This window comes from Aquisalimonas lutea (assembly GCF_030409225.1).
Lineage (GTDB): Bacteria > Pseudomonadota > Gammaproteobacteria > Nitrococcales > Aquisalimonadaceae > Aquisalimonas > Aquisalimonas lutea.
In genome coordinates, this window is sequence record NZ_JAUFPK010000001.1 from 1,776,107 (window position 1) to 1,799,299 (window position 23,193).

21 protein-coding genes are annotated in these 23,193 nt (G+C 68.7%); 16 read left to right on the forward strand and 5 right to left on the reverse strand.

Annotation, left to right across the window (positions count from 1 at the left end; genetic code table 11):
- The first annotated feature begins 10 nt into the window (after positions 1 to 10).
- The 15 genes from QWY84_RS08310 to QWY84_RS08380 all read left to right on the forward strand — a co-directional run bounded on the left by QWY84_RS08310 (position 11) and on the right by QWY84_RS08380 (position 16,821).
- Positions 11 to 541, forward strand: a complete 531-nt coding sequence (locus QWY84_RS08310) for a DinB family protein (protein ID WP_290202113.1) — start codon at positions 11 to 13, stop codon at positions 539 to 541.
- 285 nt (positions 542 to 826) lie between these two features.
- Positions 827 to 1,483 carry a DsbA family oxidoreductase gene (locus tag QWY84_RS08315; protein WP_290202114.1) on the forward strand — a complete coding sequence of 219 codons (657 nt, stop codon included), beginning with the start codon at positions 827 to 829 and terminating at the stop codon, positions 1,481 to 1,483.
- A gap of 135 nt (positions 1,484 to 1,618) precedes the next feature.
- Positions 1,619 to 3,061, forward strand: coding sequence for an ABC transporter substrate-binding protein (locus QWY84_RS08320; protein ID WP_290202115.1), 1,443 nt, complete (start codon positions 1,619 to 1,621; stop codon positions 3,059 to 3,061).
- A gap of 98 nt (positions 3,062 to 3,159) precedes the next feature.
- Positions 3,160 to 4,212, forward strand: a complete 1,053-nt coding sequence (locus QWY84_RS08325) for an ABC transporter ATP-binding protein (protein ID WP_290202116.1) — start codon at positions 3,160 to 3,162, stop codon at positions 4,210 to 4,212.
- A complete protein-coding gene (locus QWY84_RS08330; protein WP_290202117.1) occupies positions 4,209 to 5,180 on the forward strand; it encodes a carbohydrate ABC transporter permease in 972 nt (323 codons plus the stop codon). The genes QWY84_RS08325 and QWY84_RS08330 overlap by 4 nt, the downstream gene beginning before the upstream one ends.
- 12 nt (positions 5,181 to 5,192) lie before the next feature.
- On the forward strand, positions 5,193 to 6,038 hold the full coding sequence (locus QWY84_RS08335; protein WP_290202118.1) for a carbohydrate ABC transporter permease: 846 nt from the start codon (positions 5,193 to 5,195) through the stop codon (positions 6,036 to 6,038).
- Between the two features lie 181 nt (positions 6,039 to 6,219).
- On the forward strand, positions 6,220 to 7,458 hold the full coding sequence (locus QWY84_RS08340; protein ID WP_290202119.1) for a cation:proton antiporter: 1,239 nt from the start codon (positions 6,220 to 6,222) through the stop codon (positions 7,456 to 7,458).
- 265 nt (positions 7,459 to 7,723) lie between these two features.
- Positions 7,724 to 8,179, forward strand: a complete 456-nt coding sequence (rimP, locus tag QWY84_RS08345; protein ID WP_290202120.1) for a ribosome maturation factor RimP — start codon at positions 7,724 to 7,726, stop codon at positions 8,177 to 8,179.
- Between the two features lie 45 nt (positions 8,180 to 8,224).
- Positions 8,225 to 9,736: a transcription termination factor NusA gene (gene nusA / locus QWY84_RS08350; RefSeq protein ID WP_290202121.1), complete on the forward strand. Its 1,512-nt coding sequence runs from the start codon at positions 8,225 to 8,227 to the stop codon at positions 9,734 to 9,736.
- Between the two features lie 82 nt (positions 9,737 to 9,818).
- Positions 9,819 to 12,461, forward strand: a complete 2,643-nt coding sequence (gene infB, locus QWY84_RS08355; protein WP_290202122.1) for a translation initiation factor IF-2 — start codon at positions 9,819 to 9,821, stop codon at positions 12,459 to 12,461.
- Positions 12,462 to 12,493: 32 nt separating this feature from the next.
- Positions 12,494 to 12,868, forward strand: a complete 375-nt coding sequence (rbfA, locus tag QWY84_RS08360; protein ID WP_290202123.1) for a 30S ribosome-binding factor RbfA — start codon at positions 12,494 to 12,496, stop codon at positions 12,866 to 12,868.
- A 34-nt stretch (positions 12,869 to 12,902) separates the two neighbouring features.
- On the forward strand, positions 12,903 to 13,835 hold the full coding sequence (gene truB / locus QWY84_RS08365) for a tRNA pseudouridine(55) synthase TruB (protein ID WP_290202124.1): 933 nt from the start codon (positions 12,903 to 12,905) through the stop codon (positions 13,833 to 13,835).
- 72 nt (positions 13,836 to 13,907) lie between these two features.
- Positions 13,908 to 14,177, forward strand: coding sequence for a 30S ribosomal protein S15 (gene rpsO / locus QWY84_RS08370; RefSeq protein WP_290202125.1), 270 nt, complete (start codon positions 13,908 to 13,910; stop codon positions 14,175 to 14,177).
- 41 nt (positions 14,178 to 14,218) lie between these two features.
- Complete coding sequence (gene pnp, locus QWY84_RS08375) at positions 14,219 to 16,312, forward strand: polyribonucleotide nucleotidyltransferase (RefSeq protein WP_290202126.1); 2,094 nt, start codon at positions 14,219 to 14,221, stop codon at positions 16,310 to 16,312.
- A gap of 296 nt (positions 16,313 to 16,608) precedes the next feature.
- Positions 16,609 to 16,821: a cold-shock protein gene (locus QWY84_RS08380; RefSeq protein WP_290202127.1), complete on the forward strand. Its 213-nt coding sequence runs from the start codon at positions 16,609 to 16,611 to the stop codon at positions 16,819 to 16,821.
- Between the two features lie 24 nt (positions 16,822 to 16,845).
- On the opposite strand, the gene QWY84_RS08385 is transcribed toward QWY84_RS08380, so the two are convergent.
- From QWY84_RS08385 to QWY84_RS08405, 5 genes are all read right to left on the reverse strand, one after another.
- A complete protein-coding gene (locus tag QWY84_RS08385; RefSeq protein ID WP_290202128.1) occupies positions 16,846 to 17,919 on the reverse strand; it encodes a hydrolase in 1,074 nt (357 codons plus the stop codon).
- Positions 17,897 to 20,641: a sensor histidine kinase gene (locus tag QWY84_RS08390; protein WP_290202129.1), complete on the reverse strand. Its 2,745-nt coding sequence runs from the start codon at positions 20,639 to 20,641 to the stop codon at positions 17,897 to 17,899. Before QWY84_RS08390 ends, QWY84_RS08385 begins: the two co-directional genes overlap by 23 nt.
- Before the next feature lie 9 nt (positions 20,642 to 20,650).
- Complete coding sequence (locus tag QWY84_RS08395; RefSeq protein ID WP_290202130.1) at positions 20,651 to 20,881, reverse strand: hypothetical protein; 231 nt, start codon at positions 20,879 to 20,881, stop codon at positions 20,651 to 20,653.
- A 2-nt stretch (positions 20,882 to 20,883) separates the two neighbouring features.
- The gene (locus QWY84_RS08400) at positions 20,884 to 21,255 is read right to left on the reverse strand and encodes a response regulator transcription factor (protein ID WP_290202131.1); all 372 of its coding nucleotides are present in this window, start codon (positions 21,253 to 21,255) and stop codon (positions 20,884 to 20,886) included.
- Positions 21,256 to 21,427: 172 nt separating this feature from the next.
- Complete coding sequence (locus QWY84_RS08405) at positions 21,428 to 22,225, reverse strand: enoyl-CoA hydratase/isomerase family protein (RefSeq protein ID WP_290202132.1); 798 nt, start codon at positions 22,223 to 22,225, stop codon at positions 21,428 to 21,430.
- Between the two features lie 89 nt (positions 22,226 to 22,314).
- On the opposite strand from QWY84_RS08405, the gene QWY84_RS08410 reads away from it, so the two are divergent.
- A complete protein-coding gene (locus tag QWY84_RS08410) occupies positions 22,315 to 23,001 on the forward strand; it encodes a TetR/AcrR family transcriptional regulator (protein WP_290202133.1) in 687 nt (228 codons plus the stop codon).
- Positions 23,002 to 23,193: the final 192 nt, after the last annotated feature.

Genomic DNA, 23,193 nt, shown 5'->3' on the forward strand with positions numbered 1-23,193 from the left:
GGAGGTCGCCATGAGCCTGCTTATCCATGCCCGCGGGATGGCGCGTTACAACCAGTGGATGAACGAACGCATCTACGATGCCTGCGCCGGTCTGTCCGATGCCGAGCGCAAGCGGGATGCCGGGGCCTTCTTCCGCTCCATCCACGGTACGCTGAACCACATTCTGCTGGCCGATCGCCTGTGGATGGGGCGCTTTACCGGCGAGCCGTTCTCGGTCCAGTCCCTGGACCAGGAGCTGTATGCGGACTTCGATACCCTCCGCAGCGAGCGCGCCCGGGAGGACGAGCGCATCCGCGCGTGGGCGGAGGCGCTGACGGAGGCAACCCTCGGCGGCGAGCTCGCCTACACCAGCGCCGTGAACCCGGCGCCCCGGCGCATGCCTTACTGGCTGGCGGTATCCCACTTCTTCAACCACCAGACCCATCACCGCGGCCAGATCACCACGCTGCTCACGCAGCAGGGCGTGGACCCGGGCGTGACGGATCTCATCTGGTGCCCCGAGGCGAAGGAGCTCGGGCCGGCGGGTGCGCCGCCGGGGTGACCGGCGCGTTGCGAGCGTTCCCGGAAACCCTGCCAGGTCCCGGTGGTTTCCGGGAAGCCTCGTATGCCGCGGGGCCGGTACCCGGCCTACGGGACCGGATCGGTGGATTCCGGCATGCCTTCTTCGCGCGGACTGATAGACTGGATCGTGACAGACCCGGTCGCACCTACAGGCGGCACGTCACCGGGAACAAAGCGGCCTCCGCACCTCTCCAACCGGGCGGTGACGCCCGAGGAGCGCCCTGCGTCCCGGGCGAGGCAGACAATCCCCCGAAAGCGGTGAATCATGAACAAGGTACAGATCGATATCGTCTCGGACGTCGCCTGCCCCTGGTGCGCCATCGGGTACAAGCGCCTGGAGCGGGCCATGGGCGAGCTTGCCGGCGAGTTCGCGTTTACCATCCAGTGGCATCCGTTCCAGCTCAATCCGGACATGCCGCCCGAGGGCGAGCCTATTCTCGAGCACCTCATGCGCAAGTACGGGCGCAGCGCCGAGGAGATGCAGGCTGCCCAGCAGCAGATCATCGACACTGCGCACGAGCTGGGGCTGAACTTCCGCATGGCGGCGCAGCGGCGCGCGCACAACACCTTCGATGCGCACCGCCTGCTCGGCTGGGCGCGTGACCGGGATCACCAGACCGAGCTGAAGCTGGCGCTGTTCGACGCCTACTTCGGGCACGGGCAGGATCCCGGCGACCCCGCCGTGCTGCGCGCGGCGGCCGAGGCGGCCGGCCTGCCCGGCGACGAGGCGGAACAGGTGATCGCCGGCGACGACTACGCCGACGAGGTGCGCGCGGAAGAGGCCTACTACAAGCAGGCCGGCATCACCGGGGTGCCCGGGTTCATCATCAACGGGCGCTACCTGATCTCCGGCGCCCAGGAGCCGGCAACCCTGGTCAGCGCCTTCCGGCAGATCGCCGACGAGGCAACGGCGCCGGCGTGACGGGAAGGTCCGCCGGGTCCGGCTCCGGCGCGGGAAATCGGTTCATGGCAGGGACTTGCCGGTTTGACAGTTCCCCCAATCCTTCTAGGCTCAGGGTGTCACCTTGGGTGATCGGAGGAGAGAGGGGGTATAACCATGTCAAAACACACCCTGCAGCAAATCAGTCACATCCACCGGAAAGGGTTCGTCACGGCGATCACGGCCACCGCGCTGCTCGCCGTGAGCGGGGCGGCCCAGGCCGCCGGCGATCCCCCGGACATCGAGTTCCGCACGCAATACGGGGACATGAGCTTCCCCGAGTCCTTCCCGGACGGCACGGAGCTGCGCATTACCCAGTGGAGCCACTTCGTGCCGCGCTACGACGAGTGGTTCGAGGAGTACGCCCAGGACTGGGGTGACGCCCACAACGTCGACGTCACCGTGAACTTCATCAACCTGGCGGATCTGTCGTCCACGCTGTCGGCGTCCATCTCGGCGGGTGAGGGTGCCACGCTGTTCGAGATGGTCGCCCCGCCCACGGCATTCATCGACGGCCTGCAGTCCCTGGACGACGTCAACGAGGCCGCCCAGGCCGAGTTCGGCGAGCAGGCAGGTACCTGTGCCCGGTCCAGCTACCTGCCGGCGAAGGATCAATGGTACGGCTTCTGTCACGGCTGGGTGCCCGACCCGGGCGACTACCGGCGCTCCCTCTGGGACGATGCGGGCTACCCCGAGGGGCCGGAGACCTACCAGGACCTGCTGGAGGGCGGTGCCCAGATCTACGAGGACACGGGCATTCCCGTGGGCGTCGGCATGTCGCCGGAGATCGACTCCGAGTTCTACGCCCGGGCCCTGATCTGGTCCCACGGCGGCTCCATCCAGGACGAGAACGGCAACGTGACCTTCGACTCCGAGGAGGTCCTGGAGGCGGTGAAGTTCCAGCAGCAGCTGTACAACAATGCCATGACGCCGGAGGTGTTCGCCTGGAACGCGGCCTCGAACAACCAGACGTTCATCGGCGGCCGGGCGTCCTACATCCAGAACTCCATCTCGTTCTATCGCAGTGCCCAGGAATCGGCACCGGAGATCGCCGCGGACACGGGCTTCCGCCCGGGGCTGGAGGGACCGCGCGGGGATCGCATGATGCCGTCCCACGTGTGGTTCATCTACACCATGCCCGATTACGTCGAGGACGAGGACACCATCCAGGCGGCGAAGAAGTTCATGCTGGACCTGGAGGGCAACTACGCCAACGCCAGCTACTACTCCAAGTTCTACAACTTCCCGGCCTTCCCGTCGACGGCGCCGCAGCTGCTGGGCGAGGACAGCTGGCTGGATAACGACCCCTGGGGGGCCGAGCCGGCGGACAAGCTGAGCCTGCTCAAGACGGCCGAGGACTGGACCGCGTGGCTGGGCTACCCGGGTTATGCCAACCCGGCGATCAGCGAGGTGTACCAGTCCGAGCTGCTCTCCAGCATGATGGCCGACGTCGCCCGCGGCGTGAAAACCCCCGAAGAGGCGGTGAGCGATACCGCGGAGGAGATCGAGCAGATCTTTGCCAAGTGGCGTGAACGAGGCTACGTCGGCGAAGGGAACTGATCCCTCCGTTGCAGTCCTGCCATGTTCACCACCCGGCCGCGGCCCGCGGCCGGGTGGTGTACGGTGAACCATGTCCAACGTGTTGAGGGCAGCGATCTATGGCGATCCTGGAAGCACGGCAACTGAAGAAGCATTTCGGGTCCATCCATGCCGTCGACGGCATCGATTTCCGCTCCGAGGACGGCGAGCTGCTGGCGATCCTCGGCCCCTCGGGCTCGGGCAAGAGCACGCTCATGCGCATGGTCGCCGGCCTGGAGGAGCCCACGGCCGGCGATATCCTGGTCAACGGCGAGTCCATCGTCGGCATCCCGCCGCGACGGCGCAACGTGGCCATGGTCTTCCAGAGCTTCGCGCTGTACCCGCACATCACGGTGCGCGAGAACATCCGCTTTCCCCTGGCCGCCCGCAAGGTGCCGGAGACGGAGCAGAAGCGGAAGATCGACTGGGTGACGGAGATCCTGGACATCCGTGACCTGCTCGATCGCCGGCCCAGCCGCCTGTCCGGCGGGCAGAGCCAGCGGGTGGCGCTGGCCCGCGCCATGGTGCGCGACCCGGACCTGTTCGTCTTCGACGAGCCGCTGAGCTCGCTGGATGCGCAGATCCGCAGCCAGGCGCGGGGCGAGCTGCGCAGCCTGCTGGATCGTACGCAGATCACCACCCTGTACGTGACCCACGATCAGGTCGAGGCGCTGGGGCTCGCCGATCGCGTCGCCGTCATGCAGAGCGGGCGCATCCACCAGATCGGCACGCCGCGGGAGCTCTACGATGCGCCGGCGAATCTGTTCGTCGCCGGGTTTATCGGCGACCCGCCCATGAACCTGTTCCGCCAAGGCGACGAGATCATCGGCGCCCGTCCCGAGCACCTGATCGCCGAAGCGGACCTGCCCGACGACGTCGAGGCAGCCCTGCACCTGGACGTGGAGATCGAGCACCTGGAGTTCCTGGGCTCCGAGTGGCTGATCTACGGGCTGGTCCACGGGGGCGTGCCGGAATCCGGCGAAGGGCTGCGCATCATCGCCCGGGAGCGTCAGGAGACGCCGCGCCTGCGGGCCGGTGAGCGCACGCAGCTCGTGGTTCCGCGGCATCAGGCGCAGTATTTCGACGCCCGCAGCGGCATGCGCAAGAGCGGACCGGAGGTGGCAGTGGCATGAGCGCACAAGTCTCTGAGCCGGTGCGCGCCCGCGCGCCCGCGACCTTCGGCGAACGCCTGGCCGGGGCGCTGGAGCGCCCGCGGGTGCTGGGCTCGCTGATGCTGGCGCCGGCGGTGCTGTACGTGGTGTTCTTCGTGGGCGTGCCGTTCATCATCGCCATCGCCCTGAGCATGAGCGACGCCACCGCGGGCAACCCGAGCATCGACACTTTCGTCGGCCTGGACAACTTCCGGGCGGTCATGCAGCAGGAGACGTTCTGGACGGCCCTGCGCAACAGCGTGATCATTACCACGCTGACGGTGGTGAGCATCGTGGTGCTGGCCACCATCGCCGTGGAGATCCTGTCGCGGGAGTTCCGCGGCAAGCGCCTGGTCCAGGTGCTGTTCATGATGCCCTGGGCCATGCCCGTGGCCCTGTCGGCCATTACCTGGCTGTGGCTGCTGGACTCGCAGTTCAGCCCCATCGACTGGGTGCTGGTGCAGATCGGCATCCTGGGGCCCGACGGGCTGTTCGGGCCGCAGCGGCACATGTACTGGCTGGGTCGCGAGTGGCTGGGCATTCTCTCCGTGGTGTTCGTGGACACCTGGCGCACCCTGCCGCTGGCGACCATCATCGTCCTGGCCGGCCGGCTGTCCATCCCGCGGGAGCGGCTGGAGCAGGCGCAGATCGACGGCGCCGGCTTCTTCCGGACGCTGTTCCGGGTCATCCTGCCGGCGCTGGCGCCGGTGCTCATCGTGGCCATCCTGTTCACCGCCCTGCTGGTGATCGGCGAGATCTCGTCGGTGGATCTGCTCACCCGCGGCGGGCCCGGCCATTCCACCCAGATCCTGCCGCTGTGGGCCTATCTCAAGGGCATCGAGAGCGGTGACCTCGGGCAGGGGGCGGCCATTGCGCTGTTTCTTTTCCCGGTATTGTTGGCGGCGGCGATCGTGGCCCTGCGCTTCGCGTCGCGCCTGCACAAGGACTAGGAGCCGGTGGTCATGCAACGACAATTGCGCAAGCTGGGGTTCTACACGGCGGTGGTGCTGCTGTTGCTGTTCGCGGTGCTGCCCATCGCCTACGCCGTGATCACCACCTTCAAGAAGGAATCGGAGTTGTTCTCCTTCGGGGCCAACCCGTTCATCTACGAGCAGGGCCCGACCCTGGAGCCGCTGATCTTCCTGTTCACGGACACGGGGTTCCCGACGTTCGTGTGGAACTCGGTGGTCATCGGCGTGTTCGTGGTGGCCATCACGGTGGTCCTGGCGGTTCCGGCGGCCTACGCCCTGGCGCGCCTGACGGGCCGCTGGGGCGAGAGCTCGGGCATGGCCATCTTCCTGGTCTACCTGATCCCGCCGACGCTGCTGTTCATCCCGCTGTTCCGCATCGTCGTGTGGCTGGGGCTGGCGAACACCATCTGGTCGCTGGTGCTGGTTCTGCCCACGATCACGGTGCCGTTCTGTACCTGGCTGCTGCTGGGCTTCTTCCGGTCGGTCCCCCAGGAGCTGGACGAGGCGGCGCTGCTGGACGGCTGCACGCGCTTCGGCGCGTTCCGCAAGGTGGTGCTGCCCCAGGCCCTGCCCGGCATCGGTGCCTGCGTGGTGTTCGCGTTCTCGCTGTCGCTGTCGAACTACATCTACTCGGTGACATTCATCAGCGAGAGCGCCGCGCGCAACATCAGCGCCGGGGTGCCCACGGAGCTGATCCGCGGCGACGTCTACTTCTGGCCGTCGCTGATGGCGGCCACGGCCATCGTCGCCATCCCGCTGGGCATCGCCTACGGGCTTCTGTTCGACTACCTGGTGCGCGGCTTCCAGGCGTCCGGGGCGACGGAAGCCGAGGGCTGAGCACCGCCGAGCCGTGCCGACGTCCGCGGGTGCCAGGGACGGTCACCCGCAACGCCCGCGCCCTGATGCCCTAGGACCGGGGCGATGCCGGAAGGTTCGTGCATGCCCGGGGTAGGGGCCCGGCCCGGTGCTCGCGTAACCGCCGCGCGGGGCGTGTCCGGATCATGCCGCCTGTCCCGCCATGATAGGCTCCCTGCCTGTACTGGTGTGCAACCGCGACCGCGTGGGAGTGGACGACCGCATGGGCGATGCCGCCATCAGCCTGATTCTTCTCGGCGCCATCCTGTCCGCGAGCATCCTGGTCGACGTGGCGGCGCGGCGCACGTCCATGCCGCGCATTTCCCTTCTCATACTGATCGGCGTGGCGGTCGCCGCGGTCCAGCAACTGGTGCTCGGGTCGCCGGGAGTGCGGCCTCTGGGGGAGCTCGGCGAGCCCCTGATCCAGCTGGCGCTGGTCATGGTGGCGTTCCTGCTGGGCGGCGAGCTGACGGCGGAGCGCTTGCGTACCCTGGGCCCGGTCATCTTCCGGGTGTCCGCGGCCGTCGTGGTCGCCAGCGTCGCGGTGGTGGGGCTGGGGATCGCGCTCATGGGATATCCGCTTGCAGTCGCCGTTTGCCTTGCGGCGGTCTCCGTGGCCACGGATCCGGCCGCGGTCCTGCAGGCCGTCCGCGACAGCGGCGACGACAGCCTGCGGGCGCGGGTGCTCAAGGGGGTCGTGGCCATCGACGATGCCTGGGGCATTCTGGTCTTCGGGCTCGCCATGGCGTTGCTCGGCTGGCACACCTCCGTCGACGGGGCGGCCGCGCTGGGGCACGCGGCCTGGGAGCTCGGCGGAGCGCTGCTGCTGGGCGGGCTCATCGGCCTGCCGGCGGCATGGCTCACCGGGCGTCTGCAACCGGGCAAGCCGACCCAGGTCGAGGCCCTGGCGCTGATTCTCCTGATGACCGGCCTGGCGGAGGTGCTGGAGATCTCGGGGCTGCTGATGGCCATGGTGGCGGGGTGCGTGATCGCCAATGCCTCCGTGCATCATACGCGGGCGTTCAACGAGATCGAGAACATCGAGTGGCCGTTCCTGGTGTTCTTCTTCGTCCTGTCCGGCGCGAGCGTGGACTTCACCGCCGTGGGCCCGGCCCTGGGCCTGGTCGCCGCCTACATTGTCCTGCGCCTGGCGGGGCGGTATCTCGGGGGGCTCGCCGCGGTGCGCCTGGATGCGGGCGGTGGCCGGCTGCCGCCGGCGATCGGCCTGGCGCTGACGCCCCAGGCCGGTGTCGCCATGGGGATGGCGCTGCTGGCGGCGGAGCGCTTTCCGGAGCACGCCGGCCTGCTGATGACCACCGCCGTGACCTCCACTATCATCTTCGAGGTGGCGGGCCCGTTCCTGGTGGCCCGGGTGCTCCGCGGCAGGGCGGCTTTTGCTTGACCGGACGGTGACTTGAGGTGTATGTTCCCCGCCTCGAAACGTCGCGGTTTCGCGGGTCGAGGCCCGTGCGCGGCTCGAGCGACGTTGCCCCGGCACGAGGCGTTCCGGGCCCTGGAAAGCGGCCTGGTGCTGTCCTGCCGGGTGCGCCCGCCGGGTGCCGGCGGCAGGAGTTCGCAACCCAGCGGGATGGCGCCTGTCAGCCGGGCGCCGGTCGCTGAGCATCGGATGGGCCTCGGGGCCCATTTTTTATTTGTGTGGAATGAACATGGACGCGATCCGGGAAAAGCTGACGGCGCTGGCCGAGCCCGCGGTAGCCTCCATGGGGTATGAGCTGGTCGGGCTGGAGTATCGTCCCAACAAGCGCGAGGGGCTGCTGCGGATCTACATCGATTCGGCGGCAGGCATCACGCTGGAGGACTGCGAGGCCGTCTCGCACCAGATCAGCGGTTTGCTGGACGTGGAAGATCCGATCCGGGATGCCTACCGCCTGGAGATCTCGTCGCCGGGGCTGGATCGCCCCCTGTTCAAGACCGCGGATTTCGACCGCTTCGCCGGGGCGCAGGTGCGGGTGCGCCTGACCGGCCTGTGGGAGGGGCGGCGCAAGTTCAACGGCATCCTGCGCGGCGTGCGGGATGCCATGGTGGTAATCGAGGAGCAGGGCACGGAGTACGCGGTGCCGCTGGAGCGGATCGACAAGGCCAACCTGGTTCCGGATGTCTGACAACCCGGCGGACGTACAGCGTCGCCCGGGCGTGGAGTCGCGAGCATGAGCAAAGAGGTTCTGCTGGTCGTAGAGGCCATATCCAACGAGAAGGGCGTCGATCGCGACGTGATCGTCGAGGCGGTCGAGGCGGCCCTGGCTTCCGCCACGAAGAAGCGCCATCCCGGCGACATCGACGTGCGTGTCGATGTCGACCGGCGCACCGGCGACTACAGCACGTACCGCCGCTGGGAGGTGGTGGACGACGACGCCGAGGTGGAGCATCCGGAGCAGGTGATGCGCCTGTCCGAGGCGCACGAGCGCGACCCGAACCTCCAGGTGGGCGACTACGTCGAGGAGCCCATGGAGTCCGTGGCGTTCGGGCGTATCGCCGCGCAGACGGCCAAGCAGGTCATCGTCCAGAAGGTGCGCGAGGCCGAGCGCGCCAAGGTGGTGGAAGCCTACAAGGACCGGGTGGGCGAGTTGCTCACCGGCGTGGTCAAGAAGGCCGAGCGCGGCAACGTCATCATGGATCTCGGCAGCAACGCCGAGGCGCTGATCCCGCGCGAGGAGATGATCCCGCGCGAGGCGTTCCGCGCCGGTGACCGCGTGCGCGGCTACCTCAAGGAGGTGCGCCCCGACGCCCGCGGCCCGCAGCTGTTCGTCTCGCGCACGGCACCGGAGTTCCTTATCGAGCTCTTCGAGCTGGAAGTGCCGGAGGTCGGCCAGGAGCTCATCGATATCCTGGGCGCAGCCCGGGATCCGGGCCTGCGGGCGAAGATCGCGGTGCGCTCCAACGACCCGCGCATCGACCCGGTGGGCGCCTGCGTGGGCATGCGCGGCTCCCGGGTGCAGGCGGTGTCCAACGAGCTCTCCGGCGAGCGCATCGACATCATCCTCTGGGACGAGAACCCGGCCCAGTTCGTGATCAACGCCATGGCGCCGGCGGAGGTGGAGTCCATCGTCGTGGACGAGGACTCCGGCAGCATGGACGTCGCCGTGGGCGCGGATCAGCTCTCCCAGGCCATCGGCCGGGGCGGGCAGAACGTGCGCCTGGCCAGCGAGCTCACCGGCTGGGAGCTCAACGTCATGACCAGCGAGGATGCCCAGGCCAAGAGCCAGGAGGAGGCGCAGCGGATCCTGGACTCGTTCATCGAGACCCTGGGCGTCGACGAGGAGGTGGCCGGGATCCTGGTGCAGGAAGGCTTTTCCAGCATCGAGGAGGTGGCCTACGTTCCCACCTCGGAGATGCTCGAGATCGAGGAGTTCGACGAGGATATCGTCGAGGAGCTCCGTTCGCGCGCCCGCGACGCGCTCCTGCAGCAGATGATCGCTTCGGGCGGCAGCAGCGGTGAGGCGAATGCGGAGCCCGCCGAGGATCTGCTGGCCATGGAGGGCATGGACGACGAGCTTGCGCGCAAGCTGGCGTCCGAGGGCGTGGTGTCCATGGAGGACCTGGCCGATCAGGCGGTCGACGACCTCGTGGACGCCACCGGCATCGACGCCGAGCGGGCGGCTGCGCTGATCATGAAGGCTCGGGAACCATGGTTCGCCGAGCAGGAGCAGAAGGAATCCTGAGCCGTCGTGCGGGCCAGGCCCGGTAAGGCAGGGGCACGCGTGAGGCGGTGCCGATCGACGCACAGGATTCGGGGAGAAATGCATGTCGGAAGTGACAGTCAAGCAGTTTGCAGAGGCGGTCGGTACACCGGTGGACAGGCTGCTGTCGCAGCTCAGTGAGGCCGGTGTCGAGGTGACCGACGCGGATTCCGTGCTCTCGGAGGACGACAAGGCGACCCTGCTGGCTTATCTGCAGAAATCGCGCAGCGGCAACGACGCCGAGGACGGACCGCGCAAGGTGACCCTGCGTCGCAAGAGCACGAGCCAGATCAAGCTGCCCACCGGGGGCGGCGGCGCGCGCGGCTCGCGCAGCGCCGGCACGCGCACCGTGAACGTGGAGGTGCGCAAGAAGCGTACGTACGTCAAGCGCGAGGACGTGGAGGCCCAGCGCCAGCGGCTCGAGCAGGAGCAGCGCGAGGCCGAGGAGGCCCGCCGCGCCGAGGAGGAACGCCAGGCCGAGGAGGCCCGCGAGGCGGACGCCGGCGCGCCGGAGCCGGAAACGGCCGGGGAAGCCGCCGAGCAGGCGCCGGCCGCCGCCGGCGAGGAAGCCGCCGGCACCGGGGAGGCCGTCGAGGCGGCGGAGGCCGCGGATGAAGCGGTCACCGAGACCGAGGCCGATGCCGAAACCGGCGACACGGAAGAGGCCGGGACCGAGGCGTCCGCCGGCGAGCCGCCGGTGGCCGATCCGGCCACGCTGGAAGCCGAGGAATCCAGCCAGGCCGGCAAGCGCAAGAAGGCCAAGGCCAAGGAGCGCAGCCGCGCCGACGAGGAGGCGGAGGAAGGCCGCCGCAAGGGCAAGAGCCGCAAGGGCCGCGACGAGATCCACGTTTCCACGCGCCCGGGCAAGCGCGGCAAGCGCAAGGACAAGGATCGCCGCGGCGGTGCCGCGAGCACCCTGCAGCACGGCTTCGAGAAGCCGACGGCGCCGGTGGTGCGCGAGGTGGAGATCCCCGAGTCCATCACCGTGGGCGAGCTGGCCCAGCGCATGAGCGTGAAGGCCCCGCAGCTGATCAAGGAGATGATGAAGCAGGGGGTCATGGCGACCATCAACCAGGCCGTGGATCAGGAAACCGCGGTGCTGCTGGTCGAGGAGTTCGGCCACCGGCCCAAGATCGTCAACGAGAACGCCCTGGAAGAGGAGGTGGTCAGCGAGGCCGCCGAGCCCGAGGGCGAGAAGCGGCCGCGCGCGCCGGTGGTTACCATCATGGGCCATGTCGACCACGGCAAGACCTCGGTGCTGGACCACATCCGCCGCACCAAGGTGGCCGCCTCCGAGGCCGGCGGCATCACCCAGCACATCGGCGCCTATCACGCGACCACCGAGCGCGGCGGGGTGACCTTCCTGGACACCCCGGGGCACGAGGCGTTCACCGCCATGCGGGCCCGCGGCGCGCAGCTCACCGACGTGGTGGTGCTGGTGGTGGCCGCCGACGACGGCGTCATGCCCCAGACCGAAGAGGCCATCAAGCATGCCCGCGAGGCCGGCGTGCCGCTGGTCGTGGCGGTCAACAAGATCGACAAGCCGGATGCCGACCCGGACCGGGTGAAGCAGGAGCTCAGCCAGCACGACGTGATCTCGGAGGAGTGGGGCGGCGATACCCAGTTCGTGCACGTCTCGGCGAAGACCGGCGAGGGCCTGGAGAACCTCCTGGAGGCGATCATCCTCCAGGCCGAGCTGCTGGAGCTCAAGGCGGTGGTGGACTGCCCGGCCACCGGCATCGTGGTCGAGTCTAGCCTGGACAAGGGGCGCGGACCGGTCGCGACGATCCTCGTGCAGAACGGCGAGCTCCACAAGGGCGACGTCATTCTCTCCGGCGTCGAGTACGGGCGCGTGCGGGCCATGCTGGACGAGAACGGCCGCCAGGTGGACAAGGCCGGACCCTCGACCCCGGTGGTCGTCCTGGGCCTGTCCGGGCTGCCCAACTCCGGCGACGACGTCATGGTGCTCAAGGACGAGCGTAAGGCCCGCGAGGTGGCCGAGCTGCGCCAGGAGCGCCAGCGCGACAAGCGCCTGCAGCAGCAGAAGGCGGCGCGCATGGACGAGCTGTTCAGCCAGATGAAGTCCGACGAGGTCAACCAGGTCAACATCCTGCTCAAGGCGGACGTCCAGGGCAGTGCCGAGGCGCTCAGCCAGTCGCTGGCCGACCTGTCCAACGACGAGGTCAAGGTGCACGTCATCCAGACCGGCGTCGGCGGCATCAACGAGTCCGACGTCAACCTGGCCATCGCGTCCAACGCCATTCTCATCGGCTTCAACGTGCGTGCCGACGGCGCCGCCCGCAAGCTGATCCGCGAGGCCGAGGTGGACGTGCACTACTACAGTGTCATCTACGAGGCCATCGACGAGGTCAAGAAGGCCATCAGCGGCATGCTGGAGCCGGAGATCCGCGAGAACATCCTCGGCCTGGCGAAGGTCCAGGACGTGTTCAAGTCGTCCAAGCTGGGCTCCATCGCCGGCTGCCTGGTGGAGGAGGGCGTGGTGCGCCGCCGCTGCCCGATCCGCGTGCTGCGTGACAACGTGGTGATCTTCGAGGGCGAGCTGGAGTCGCTGCGCCGGTACAAGGACGACGTCAGCGAGGTGCGCTCGGGTACCGAGTGCGGCATCGGCGTCAAGAACTACAATGACGTCAAGGTCGGCGACCAGATCGAATGCTTCGAGCGCGTCGAGGTGGCCCGTACGCTGTAAACGGGCCCGGGCTGCCACCGCAGGGGACAGGCATGAGCAACGAGACACCGCGCACCCGGCGCGTGGCCGAACAGGTCCAGCGCGAGCTGGCGACCATCATCCGCGACGAGATCCGCGATCCGCGCATCGGCTCGGTGACCGTCTCCGGGGTGGAGCTCGCCCGCGACCTGGGGCACGCCCGCGTGTTCATGACCGTGCTGGGCGCGGAGGCGGCCGCCAGCGAGGAGGCCGCCGGCATTCTCAACCGCGCCTCCGGGTTCCTGCGTCGCGAGCTGGGGCGGCGGGTGCGGCTGCGTACCGTGCCGGCCCTGCGTTTCGTCCACGATCCGTCGTTCGACCGGGGCGCGCACCTGACGTCCCTGATCGATCGCGTCGTCGAGGAAGACGACGCCCACCGCGACGACTGAACCCGTCATCTCCCGGGACGCCCGACGACTTCCGATGGTCAGCAAGCGCAATCGACGCAACGTCAGCGGCATTCTCCTGCTGGACAAGCCCGCCGGCGGCACCTCCAACCAGGTGCTGCAGTGGGCCAAGCGCCTGTTCGTGGCACGCAAGGCCGGCCATACGGGGAGCCTGGACCCGCTGGCGACGGGGCTGCTGCCGCTGTGCTTCGGCGAGGCGACCAAGGTGTCCGGTTTCCTCCTGGACGCCGACAAGCGCTACCGGGTGACCTGCCGGCTCGGGCAGACCACCACCACGGCGGACGCCGAGGGTGAACTGCTGAGCGAGCGGCCGGTGCCGGCGCTCGACGCCGACGCCGTGGCCGGGGTCCTGGAGCGTTTCACGGGCGAGCACGACCAGGTGCCGCCCATGTACTCCGCCGTGAAGCACCAGGGGGAGCGGCTCTACCGGCTGGCCCGCCGCGGCGAGGAGGTGGATCGCCGGGCCCGGCGCGTGAGCGTGTACGCCATCGCCCTGGTGGCCCTGGGCGATGACACGCTGACCCTGGACGTGCACTGCTCCAAGGGCACGTACGTGCGCACCCTGGTCGAGGACATCGGCGAGGCGCTGGGCGCCGGCGCGCACGTCACGGCACTGCGGCGCACCGGGCTGGGGCCGTTCACCGGCGAGACGCTGGTCACGGCGGACGAGCTGGAGGCAGCCGCCGAGCAGGGCTACGAGGCCCTGGATGCGCTGCTTCTGCCGCCGGAGGCGGGGCTGACCGGCTGGCCCGACGTGAACCTGGATGCCGACAGCGCCCATTTCCTGTGCCAGGGGCAGGCGGTTTTCGTGCCGCGGGCGCCGCGCGCGGACTGGGTCCGGCTGTTCGGACCGGGCGGCTTCATCGGCATGGGCGTGCTGCTGGATGACGGGCGCGTGGCGCCGCGGCGCCTCATGGTTAGCAAAAGTTCCGGCGAGAAGCGAGTTTAGCTTGTCGCCTCATCGGCGCGCCGCTACAATATCGGGCCTTCAGAAAGTGGACGGAATACCAGGAGTCATTTGATGTCACTGACTGCCGAACAGAAATCCGAGATCGTCAACGAGCACAAGCGCTCGGAAGGGGATACCGGCTCTCCCGAAGTCCAGATCGCGCTGCTCACCAGCCGGATTTCGCATCTCACGCAGCACTTCGTGGACCACAAGCAGGATCATCATTCCCGCCGGGGCCTGCTGAAGCTGGTCAACCAGCGGCGCAAGCTGCTGGATTACCTCAACCGCAAGGATCGCGAGCGCTATCAGGCGATCGTGGCGAAGCTCGGTCTGCGCAAGTAAGGCGCCGGCGCCATTTTCCCGCAGGCAGAGGTAGAGTTGCTGTGGAATCAGTAAAGAAGTCTTTCCAGTACGGTGAACACACCGTTACGCTCGAGACCGGTGGCATCGCACGGCAGGCAACGGGCGCCGTGCTCGTCAACATGGCCGACACCGTGGTGCTGGTCACGGTGGTCAGCAAGAACGAATCGGGTGCCCAGCGGGACTTCCTGCCGCTGACCGTGAACTACCAGGAACGGACCTATGCGGCGGGCAAGATTCCCGGCGGGTTCTTCAAACGCGAGGGCCGCCCCTCCGAGAAGGAAACCCTGACCTGCCGCCTGATCGACCGCCCCATCCGTCCGCTTTTCCCCGAAGGTTTCTACAACGAGGTTCAGGTCATCGCCACGGTGATCTCCATGAACCCGGATGTTGACCCGGACATCCCGGCGCTGATCGGGACGTCCGCGGCGCTGGCGATCTCGGGCATTCCGTTCGAGGGCCCCATCGGTGCGGCACGGGTGGGCTACAAGGACGGCGAGTACCTGCTCAATCCCGGCTTCTCGCTGCTGGAGGAATCCGAGCTGGACCTGGTCGTGGCGGGGACGGCGGAAGCCGTTCTCATGGTCGAGTCCGAGGCCCGGGAGCTGCCGGAATCGGTGATGCTGGGCGCGGTAATGTTCGGCCACGAGCAGATGCAGAAGGCCATCGGCGCCATCAACGAGCTGGCCGCCGAGGCCGGCAAGCCGCGCTGGGACTGGCAGCCGCCGGCCAAGGACGACGACCTGGCGACGCAGCTGCGCTCCCAGTTCGAGAGCGCCCTGCGCGAGGCCTACGGTGTCCCGGAGAAGGGCGAGCGCAACGAGCGCGTCAACGCCCTGCGGGATCAGGCCGTGGAGATGTTCGTCTCCGACGAGGAGGGCGGCACCAGCAAGCACGACGTGGTCGGCGCCTTCAAGGACGTGGAGAAGGACATCGTCCGTGGCCGCATCATCCGCGGCGAGCCGCGCATCGACGGCCGCGACAACCGCACGGTCCGCGGCATCGACATCGAGGTGGGCTCGCTGCCGCGCACCCACGGCTCCGCCATCTTCACCCGCGGGGAGACCCAGGCGGTGGTGGTGACCACCCTGGGTACGGGCCGCGACGCGCAGATCGTCGATGCCATCGAGGGTGAGCGGAAGGAACCGTTCATGCTGCACTACAACTTCCCGCCGTACTGCGTCGGGGAGACCGGCTTCATGGCCGGGCCCAAGCGGCGCGAGATCGGCCACGGCAAGCTGGCCAAGCGCGGCGTGCAGGCGATCATGCCGTCATCCGAGGAGTGCCCCTACGTGATCCGCGTGGTCTCCGAGATCACCGAGTCCAACGGCTCCAGCTCCATGGCGACGGTGTGCGGGACCAGCCTCTCCCTCATGGATGCGGGCGTGCCGGTCAAGGCGCCGGTGGCGGGCATCGCCATGGGCCTGATCAAGGAAGGCGACGACTTCGCCGTGCTGAGCGACATCCTCGGTGACGAGGACCATCTCGGCGACATGGACTTCAAGGTGGCCGGTACCGAGGGGGGTGTCACCGCCTTGCAGATGGACATCAAGATCAACGGCATCACCCGCGAGATCATGGAAAAGGCGCTGGCGCAGGCCAACGAGGGCCGTATGCATATCCTCGGGGAGATGCAGAAGGCCATCAGCAAGCCGCGGGAGGACATGTCCGAGTATGCGCCGCGCCTGCTGACCATGCGGATCGACCCGGAGCGCATCCGCGATGTCATCGGCAAGGGCGGTGCCACCATCCGCCAGCTCACCGAGGAGACCGGTGCCAACATCGACATCTCCGACGAGGGCGTGGTCACCATCGCCTCCGTGGACAAGGCGGCGGGCGAGGAGGCGCGCCGGCGCGTGGAAGAGCTCACTTCCGACATCGAGGTGGGCAAGGTCTACGAGGGCCGGGTGGTCAAGCTCATGGACTTCGGCGCCTTCGTCAGCATCCTGCCGGGCAAGGACGGCCTGGTGCATATCTCCCAGATCTCCAACGAGCGGGTGACCAAGGTCGCCGACAAGCTCAACGAGGGGGATATCGTCAAGGTCAAGGTCCTGGAGGTGGACCGCCAGGGCCGCGTCCGGCTGAGCATGAAGGCGGTGGAAGAGGCGGACGCCTGAGCGCCGCCTCCTTCAACGACCCCGGGAGCCCCGCCGCGCGCGGGGCTTTTTTTTGGGTTACCGGACACTCGCTTGCCGGCGTATTGCGTGGCCCGGGGGCGCCGCGTACCATCAATGATGCTTCGGACGCTGTTCCCAGGGCGATCGTCAGTCCCCGCCCGTCTTGTCACCGGGCCCGCGCTGAACTCGTTTCCTGTGCACCGGGCGCCGGGTGCCAGTGGGCACTCGCGCCTTCCGGAGTGTTGAGGCGGCACCCGTGCCGTGCGTATTGAATCGTGATTCAGAGGTTGCAAGTAATGGCAGAGCGAGAAACGGGTACGGTCAAGTGGTTTGACGCGGCCAAGGGGTATGGGTTCATCGCCCGCGAGGCCGGTGATGACGTGTTTGTCCACTTCCGTGCCATCCGCGGTACCGGCTACCGGACGCTGGAAGACGGCCAGCAGGTCGAGTTCGGCGTCGTGCAGGGCCAGAAGGGTCTGCAGGCCGACGACGTGGTCGCGGTCGAGTAACACCGACCGCAGACCCCGGGCCGGTTACCCGGCCGGATCAAGAAGGCCCCCGTCCGGGGGCCTTCTTGCGTTGAGGCCCCCGCCTTCTAGCCCTTGCCAGAGCATGTCGGGGATCGTGGTATCCAGCCAGTAGCCCGGGTGTAGCGGCGACGCCCCCGTGACGAAGCCGACGTGCCCGCCGCCCCCGCTCAGCTCCAGGCTGACCGATGCCGGCAGCTCGCTCCGCCCGGGCAGGGAGTCCGGGGGCACGAACGGGTCGTCCAGGGCCTGGATCATCCGCGTCGGCACGCGGACGTTCGCCAGGCGCCGCATCGGCGAGCAGCGCCGGTAGTAGTCGTCGGCGCCGCGAAAGCCGTGCAGCGGGCTGGTCACGTGCTCGTCGAAGTCCCGCAGGCTGCGGATCCCGCGCAGGCCTCCTGCCGGCAGGCCCAGATCCTGCTGCGCCTGCTTCCGCCGGACGAGCCGCAGCAGACCGCGGACCAGATGGCGGTCGTAGACCCGCCGGACGCCGGAGTCGAGATGGTCGGCGCAGCGCGCCAGGTGCAGCGGTGTCGAGACGGTAATGGCGTGGTCGACGCCGGTGCGGTCGCCGCGGGCACCCAGCCAGTTGAGCGTGACGATGCCGCCCATGGAGAAGCCGACCACCGCGATCGGGCGCGCCGGGAACGCGCGCCGGACCCGCTCCACCGTGCTCTCCAGGTCGTCGATGGCCCCGGCGTGGAAGAACCGGGGTCGCCGGTTCAGGTGCTCCCCGGCGCCGCGGAACTGCATGACCACGCCCTGCATGCCGCGGTCGCGGAGGGCCGCGAGCAGCCCGAGCACGTACGGCGAGCGGGCGCAGCCGCCGAGGCCGTGCAGGACGATGACCACCGGTCCCCGGACCGGCGGACCGTGGAAGAGCTGCAGATCGTCGCCGTCCGGCAGCTCGAGGGTCTCCGGGGTGAGGGGCACCGGTGCCCGCCGGCGGACGAGCCCCGCCCAGAGCGTCTGGGCGTGCCCGTTCGCCAGCCACCGTGGCGGCGTGAAGCCGTTGTCCCGGATCACGCCGGTGCCCGGCAGAGCGTCCCGTGCCGCGTCAGCCGATGTCACAGTGCTCACCCCCCGCCTCCGGCAGTCGCACCACGAAGGAGGCGCCGCCGGCGTCGGCGTTCTCCGCGTGGATCGTGCCCCAGTGCAGGTCCGTGATGCGCTTGCAGATGGCCAGTCCCAGACCGCTGCCCTTGGGCTTGCCCGCCTGCTGGTCGCTGATCTGGTGGAACTTGTCGAACACCCGCTCGCGCTCGTGTTCCGGGATGCCCGGGCCGTGGTCGGTGACCCGGAGCTCGTGGAACGAGCCCCGCGTGGCCAGGCTGACCCGCACGGCGCCGCGCTCCGGATCCGAGAACTTGACCGCATTGGACAGCAGGTTGATGACCAGCTGGATGAGCCGGTCGGCATCGCCCTTGACGTAACAGGGCTGCTCCGGGGTGTCCTGCTGCAGGGCCAGATCCCGGTCGCGGAAAAGCTGCGAGGTCGCCTCGGCGCCTTCGTGGACGATATCACGCAGGTCCACGGTCTGCAGCTGCCACGCGCTCCAGCCGCTCTCGATCCTGGACAGATCCAGGACCTGGTTGATGAGCCGCGTCAGCCGCTCGCTCTCGCGGACCACCACGTCCAGGAACTCGTGGCGCTGGTCGCCGTCCATGTCCGGGTTGTTCATCAGGATCTCGCCGAAGGCGCGGATGGACGTCAGCGGCGTGCGCAGCTCGTGGCTGACCATGGAGACGAACTCGTCCTTGAGCTGATCCAGCTCCTTGAGCCGCTCGTTGGCGGCCCGGAGCTCGCTGGTGGCCTGCTCCAGCTGGCGGGACTTCTGCTCCAGGCGCTGGCTGTACTCGATGGCCTGGGAGGTGGCATCCAGGATCTGCATCACGCCCTCGAAGGTCAGCGCCTCGCCCTGGACGATGGACGAGACCATGACCCGCGCCGAGGCCGAGCCGATGGTCCCCGACAGCACGCGCTCGGCGTGGTTGACCAGCCCCGGCGGCGCCTGCCGGCCGGCCGCCTCCGCCGGGTCGTCGCCCCGCGGCAGGTAGTGCGCCAGCGCCTTGCGCGCGCGCTCCTCGCCGACGAAGCGGGCGAGCAGCGCCTCGACGTCGCCGATGGTGGCATTGCCCTGCCAGAAGCGGGTGTCCTGCTCCGAGCGCAGGAAGACGTCCACGAACAGCGCGGCCTGGATGCGCTCGATATCGCTCTGCCGGGTCAGCAGCGAGATCACGACGATACTGCCGACGTTGCCCAGCATGCTCCAGAACAGGGCGTGGGTGATGGGGTCCAGCCCCCGCAGGCCGAACAGCGCGTGGGGGTCGAGCAGGGCGATGCCGAACGGCCCGCCGTCCAGGGGGCCGGCCGGCAGCCAGCCGGGGTCCATGAGCGAGGGCAGGAACAGCGTATACGCCCAGATGGCGAAGCCGGCGACCAGGCCGACCACCGCGCCCGGGCGGCTGGCGCCTTTCCAGTACATGCCCAGCAGGATGGGCGGGGCGAACTGGGCCACGGCGACGAAGGAGATCAGGCCGATGCTCACCAGCGCGTAGGTCTCGGCGATCAGGCGGAAATAGGCATAGCCCAGCAGCACCAGGCCGACGATGATCCCCCGCCGCAGGTAGATGATCAGCCGGCGCAGGCCGAAGCGCTCGATCACCGGCCAGTGGCGGATGCGCAGCAGGGCCGGCATGAACAGGTCGTTGCTCACCATGATGGCCAGGGCGATGGTGGCCACGATGACCATGCCGGTGGCCGCCGAGAAGCCGCCCAGGTAGACGAACAGCGCCAGCAGCTCGTTGCCCTCCGCCAGCGGCAGGGCGAGCACGTAGTTGTCCGGGCTTACCGGGGTATCGCCGAAGTACAGCAGTCCCGCCAGGGCGATGGGCAGGACGAAGATGTTGATCAGCAGCAGGTACAGCGGGAACAGCCACGAGGCCACGCGCAGGTGGTCCTCGTTGACGTTCTCCACCACGGTGACCTGGAACTGCCGCGGCAGGAACAGGATGGCGGCCATGGACAGCAGCATCATGCCCAGCCAGCTGCCGTAGCCGCCGGGGCTGTCGCGGAAGCTCAGCAGCTCGCGCAGGGCTTCCTGCTCCCGGGCGTGCTGGACCAGGTCGGCGGGACCGGCGTACAGCACGAAGGTCACGAACACGCCCACCGCCAGGAAGGCGACCAGCTTGACGATGGACTCGAAGGCCACCGCCACCACCATGCCTTCGAGGCGTTCGGTGGCGTCGATGTTGCGGGTGCCGAACAGGATCGCGAACACGGCCAGCAGCCCCGCCACCCAGAACGCCTTGTCGCCGAGCAGGGCCGTGCCCGCGGCAGCGCCGCCGGCGCCGTCCGGGAAGCTGATGAGTGCATCGAAACTGGCCGAGACCGCCTTGAGCTGCAGGGCGATGTAGGGCGTGATGCCGACTACCGCGATGAAGGTCGCCAGGCCGCCCAGCAGCATGCTCTTGCCGTAACGCGAGGCGATGAAATCGGCGATGGACGTCACACGGTGCTGCTTGGCGATGCGGATCATCTTGCGCAGCACCAGCCACCAGACAATGGCCACCAGGGTGGGCCCGAGGTAGATGGTAATGAAGCTCATGCCGTCCTGGGCCGCCCGTCCCACGCTGCCGTAGAACGTCCAGGCGGTACAGTAGACAGCGATGGACAGCGTGTACACGTAGGGATTGTTGACCAGCGAACGCCCGCTGCGCGCGCGCTGATCCGCGACATAGGCGATGGCGAACAGCAGTCCCAGGTAGACGAAGGGGGTGACAATGATCAGCCACTCGGGCATGGGCGCGCCTCAGTGACGGTGCCTCCGGGACATGATCCAGCCGGTGAGGGCGATCACGCCGGCCCAGGCCAGGAACAGGTACAGGTACAGCACGGGGATCCCGAATGCCAGCGCATCGCCGGCGAACAGCGACAGAAGCGGATAGTTGAGCAGCAGGAAGGCGACGGCGAACAGCGCGACCAACCGTTCCGCGCGGCTGGACGGTGAGCGCACGGATCGCTGCCGGTCGCCGTCCGCCACGGTCAGGATGCCCCCAGCAGCTCGTCCACCTTGTCCACCACGTCCTGGGTGGAGAACGGCTTGGTGATGTAGTCGTCCGCGCCCAGGGACAGGCCCTTCTCGCGCTCCACGTCCCGCCCCTTGGCGGTGAGCATGACGATGCGCAGATCCGGCAGGTCGGCGCGCTCGCGCAGCATCTGGCAGACCTGGTAGCCGTCCTTGCGCGGCATCATCACGTCCAGCAGCACGAGATCGGGGTTGTCCCGGTCCACGGCGGCCAGGGCCTGGTCGCCATCCGTGGCGGTGGTGACCTCGTAGCCGCTCTTCTTCATCAGGAATTCCAGGGACAGGACGATATTGGGCTCGTCGTCAACGATCAGGATGCGTTTGGGCATCGTCTCTCCTCGCCTGTTGTCGTGTCGGGCCCCCCTCGCCGACAACCTTTTCGGTCATTATGGCGCTTGTGGCACGCCGCGTCGCCTCCGGCGAGCCGGCGGATCGCTGCGTGTTACACGAGGAAACACGGGCGTTACGGGAGGTGACACCCGACGTCGCGCCGGGCGCGCGTCAACGCCCGCGGAACGTGGGCCGGCGCCGTTCCAGGAAGGCGGCCACGGCGTTGTGGAAATCCTCCGTGGCGGCGCATTCCCTGAACGCCTGCGCCTCGGCATCGAGCTGCTCGCCCGGCGTGTGCTGCAGGCTGGCGCGCAGGAGCTGCTTGATCCGCGCCTGGGCCGCCGGCGGGCCGTCCGCCAGGCGCCGGGCCAGCCGCTCCGTGGCCGCGGGCAGCTCCGCCAGCGGTACCACCTGGTTCACCAGGCCCAGGTCGAGCGCCTCGTGGGCCTCGACGGTCTCGGACAGCAGGGCGATGGCCATGGCGCGCCGCAGCCCCACCACCCGGGGCAGCGACCACGAGCCCGAGCAGTCCGGCACCGTGCCGATGTTCGCGTAGGCCAGATTGAAGCGGGTGTTGTCGGCGGCGATGGCCAGGTCCGCCGCCAGGGCGACACTCATGCCGGCTCCGGCCACGGCGCCGTGGAGGCTGGCGACCACCGGCTGGGGCGCATCCATGAGCCGGGCCATGGCCGCATGGGACGGCCGGATGATGGCGTCCACCGTTGCCACGGCGTCGTCGCCGGCGTCGCGCATGGCCTGCAGGTCGCCGCCGGCGAGGAAGGCATCCCCCGCGCCGGTGAGCACGATGACGCGCACCGCGTCGTCGCCGGTCGCCCGCGTGACGCAGTCGTGGAACGCCTCGGCGGTGGCGGCGTCCAGGGCGTTGAGACGGTCCGGGCGGTTGAAGCGAATCTCCGCGATGCTCTCGCGGCAGGCCAGGGTGACGGCTTCATCGGTGGTGTCGGCCATGCGGGGCTACTCCAGGGTTGACGGTGAATCTACCCGCGAGTATAGAATCGACTCATCGGAAAATTCCAACCGGCGGACAGGAGAAACGCGTGCAGGACGGCCGCGGTGATCGGCAGCAACCGTCCCCCTGGGCGCCCGCCGCCCAGCGCGACGAGCAGCGCACGCTCAAGCGCGAGGCGGTGCTTCTGACGGCGGTGCGCTCGTTCAACCGCCACGGGTTTCACGCCACCTCCCTGGAACAGGTGGCCGAGGCGCTGAACATCACCAAGCCCACGATCTACTACTATTTTTCCAGCAAGGACGAGATCCTGTTCGAGTGCGCCCGGCGCGGGCTGGAGCGCATCCGCGAGGTCGCCGCGGCGCGGCGTGCGCCGGAGGAGACGGGGCTGCAGCGGCTGACGGCGATCATGCGCGACTACGCCATCATCATGACCGAGGACTTCGGGCAGTGCGTGATCCGCATCGGCGACCACGAGCTCTCGGAGGCGAGCCGCCAGAAGCAGCGGGCGCTCAAGCGCGAGATCGATCAGACGGTGCGGACCGTCATCGAGGCCGGCATCCGCGACGGCTCCATTGTCGACCGCGACGTGCGCCTGCTCACGTTCACGATCACGGGCGCGCTGAACTGGATCGCCAAATGGTACGAGCCCGGCGGGCGGTACCCGCCCGAGGCGGTCGCCGAGCAGTGCGTGGGCCTGCTGGTCGACGGCCTGGCGCCGCGGGCCGGGAGCGAAGGATCACCGGCCGGCTGCCCCGGGCAGCCGGAATCGGCCTGACAATAACGATTAGCCCGAGAACAACAACGGACCGACGCGGACAAGACAACAATCGTCGGGCGGAAAGGAGGAGAACGACGATGCGGATTCACCTGGAACCCCGGAATCCACGCCTCGTGCCCCGCCGGTACGCGGACGCCTGATCGTTCCGTAACGATGTTCCCGTCGGGCGCGGTCACCGGAGCGCGCCCG

Bases quoted from the DNA above. Each gene is read 5' to 3' on its own strand.
- rbfA (WP_290202123.1), top strand. From the start codon at position 12,494: ATGAGCAACGAGACACCGCGCACCCGGCGCGTGGCCGAACAGGTCCAG.
- QWY84_RS08335 (WP_290202118.1), top strand. From the start codon at position 5,193: ATGCAACGACAATTGCGCAAGCTGGGGTTCTACACGGCGGTGGTGCTG.
- QWY84_RS08320 (WP_290202115.1), top strand. From the start codon at position 1,619: ATGTCAAAACACACCCTGCAGCAAATCAGTCACATCCACCGGAAAGGG.
- QWY84_RS08380 (WP_290202127.1), top strand. From the start codon at position 16,609: ATGGCAGAGCGAGAAACGGGTACGGTCAAGTGGTTTGACGCGGCCAAG.
- QWY84_RS08325 (WP_290202116.1), top strand. From the start codon at position 3,160: ATGGCGATCCTGGAAGCACGGCAACTGAAGAAGCATTTCGGGTCCATC.
- QWY84_RS08405 (WP_290202132.1), bottom strand. From the start codon at position 22,225: ATGGCCGACACCACCGATGAAGCCGTCACCCTGGCCTGCCGCGAGAGC.
- QWY84_RS08330 (WP_290202117.1), top strand. From the start codon at position 4,209: ATGAGCGCACAAGTCTCTGAGCCGGTGCGCGCCCGCGCGCCCGCGACC.
- infB (WP_290202122.1), top strand. From the start codon at position 9,819: ATGTCGGAAGTGACAGTCAAGCAGTTTGCAGAGGCGGTCGGTACACCG.
- rpsO (WP_290202125.1), top strand. From the start codon at position 13,908: ATGTCACTGACTGCCGAACAGAAATCCGAGATCGTCAACGAGCACAAG.
- QWY84_RS08400 (WP_290202131.1), bottom strand. From the start codon at position 21,255: ATGCCCAAACGCATCCTGATCGTTGACGACGAGCCCAATATCGTCCTG.
- QWY84_RS08390 (WP_290202129.1), bottom strand. From the start codon at position 20,641: ATGCCCGAGTGGCTGATCATTGTCACCCCCTTCGTCTACCTGGGACTG.
- QWY84_RS08315 (WP_290202114.1), top strand. From the start codon at position 827: ATGAACAAGGTACAGATCGATATCGTCTCGGACGTCGCCTGCCCCTGG.
- nusA (WP_290202121.1), top strand. From the start codon at position 8,225: ATGAGCAAAGAGGTTCTGCTGGTCGTAGAGGCCATATCCAACGAGAAG.
- QWY84_RS08310 (WP_290202113.1), top strand. From the start codon at position 11: ATGAGCCTGCTTATCCATGCCCGCGGGATGGCGCGTTACAACCAGTGG.
- QWY84_RS08340 (WP_290202119.1), top strand. From the start codon at position 6,220: ATGATAGGCTCCCTGCCTGTACTGGTGTGCAACCGCGACCGCGTGGGA.
- truB (WP_290202124.1), top strand. From the start codon at position 12,903: ATGGTCAGCAAGCGCAATCGACGCAACGTCAGCGGCATTCTCCTGCTG.
- rimP (WP_290202120.1), top strand. From the start codon at position 7,724: ATGGACGCGATCCGGGAAAAGCTGACGGCGCTGGCCGAGCCCGCGGTA.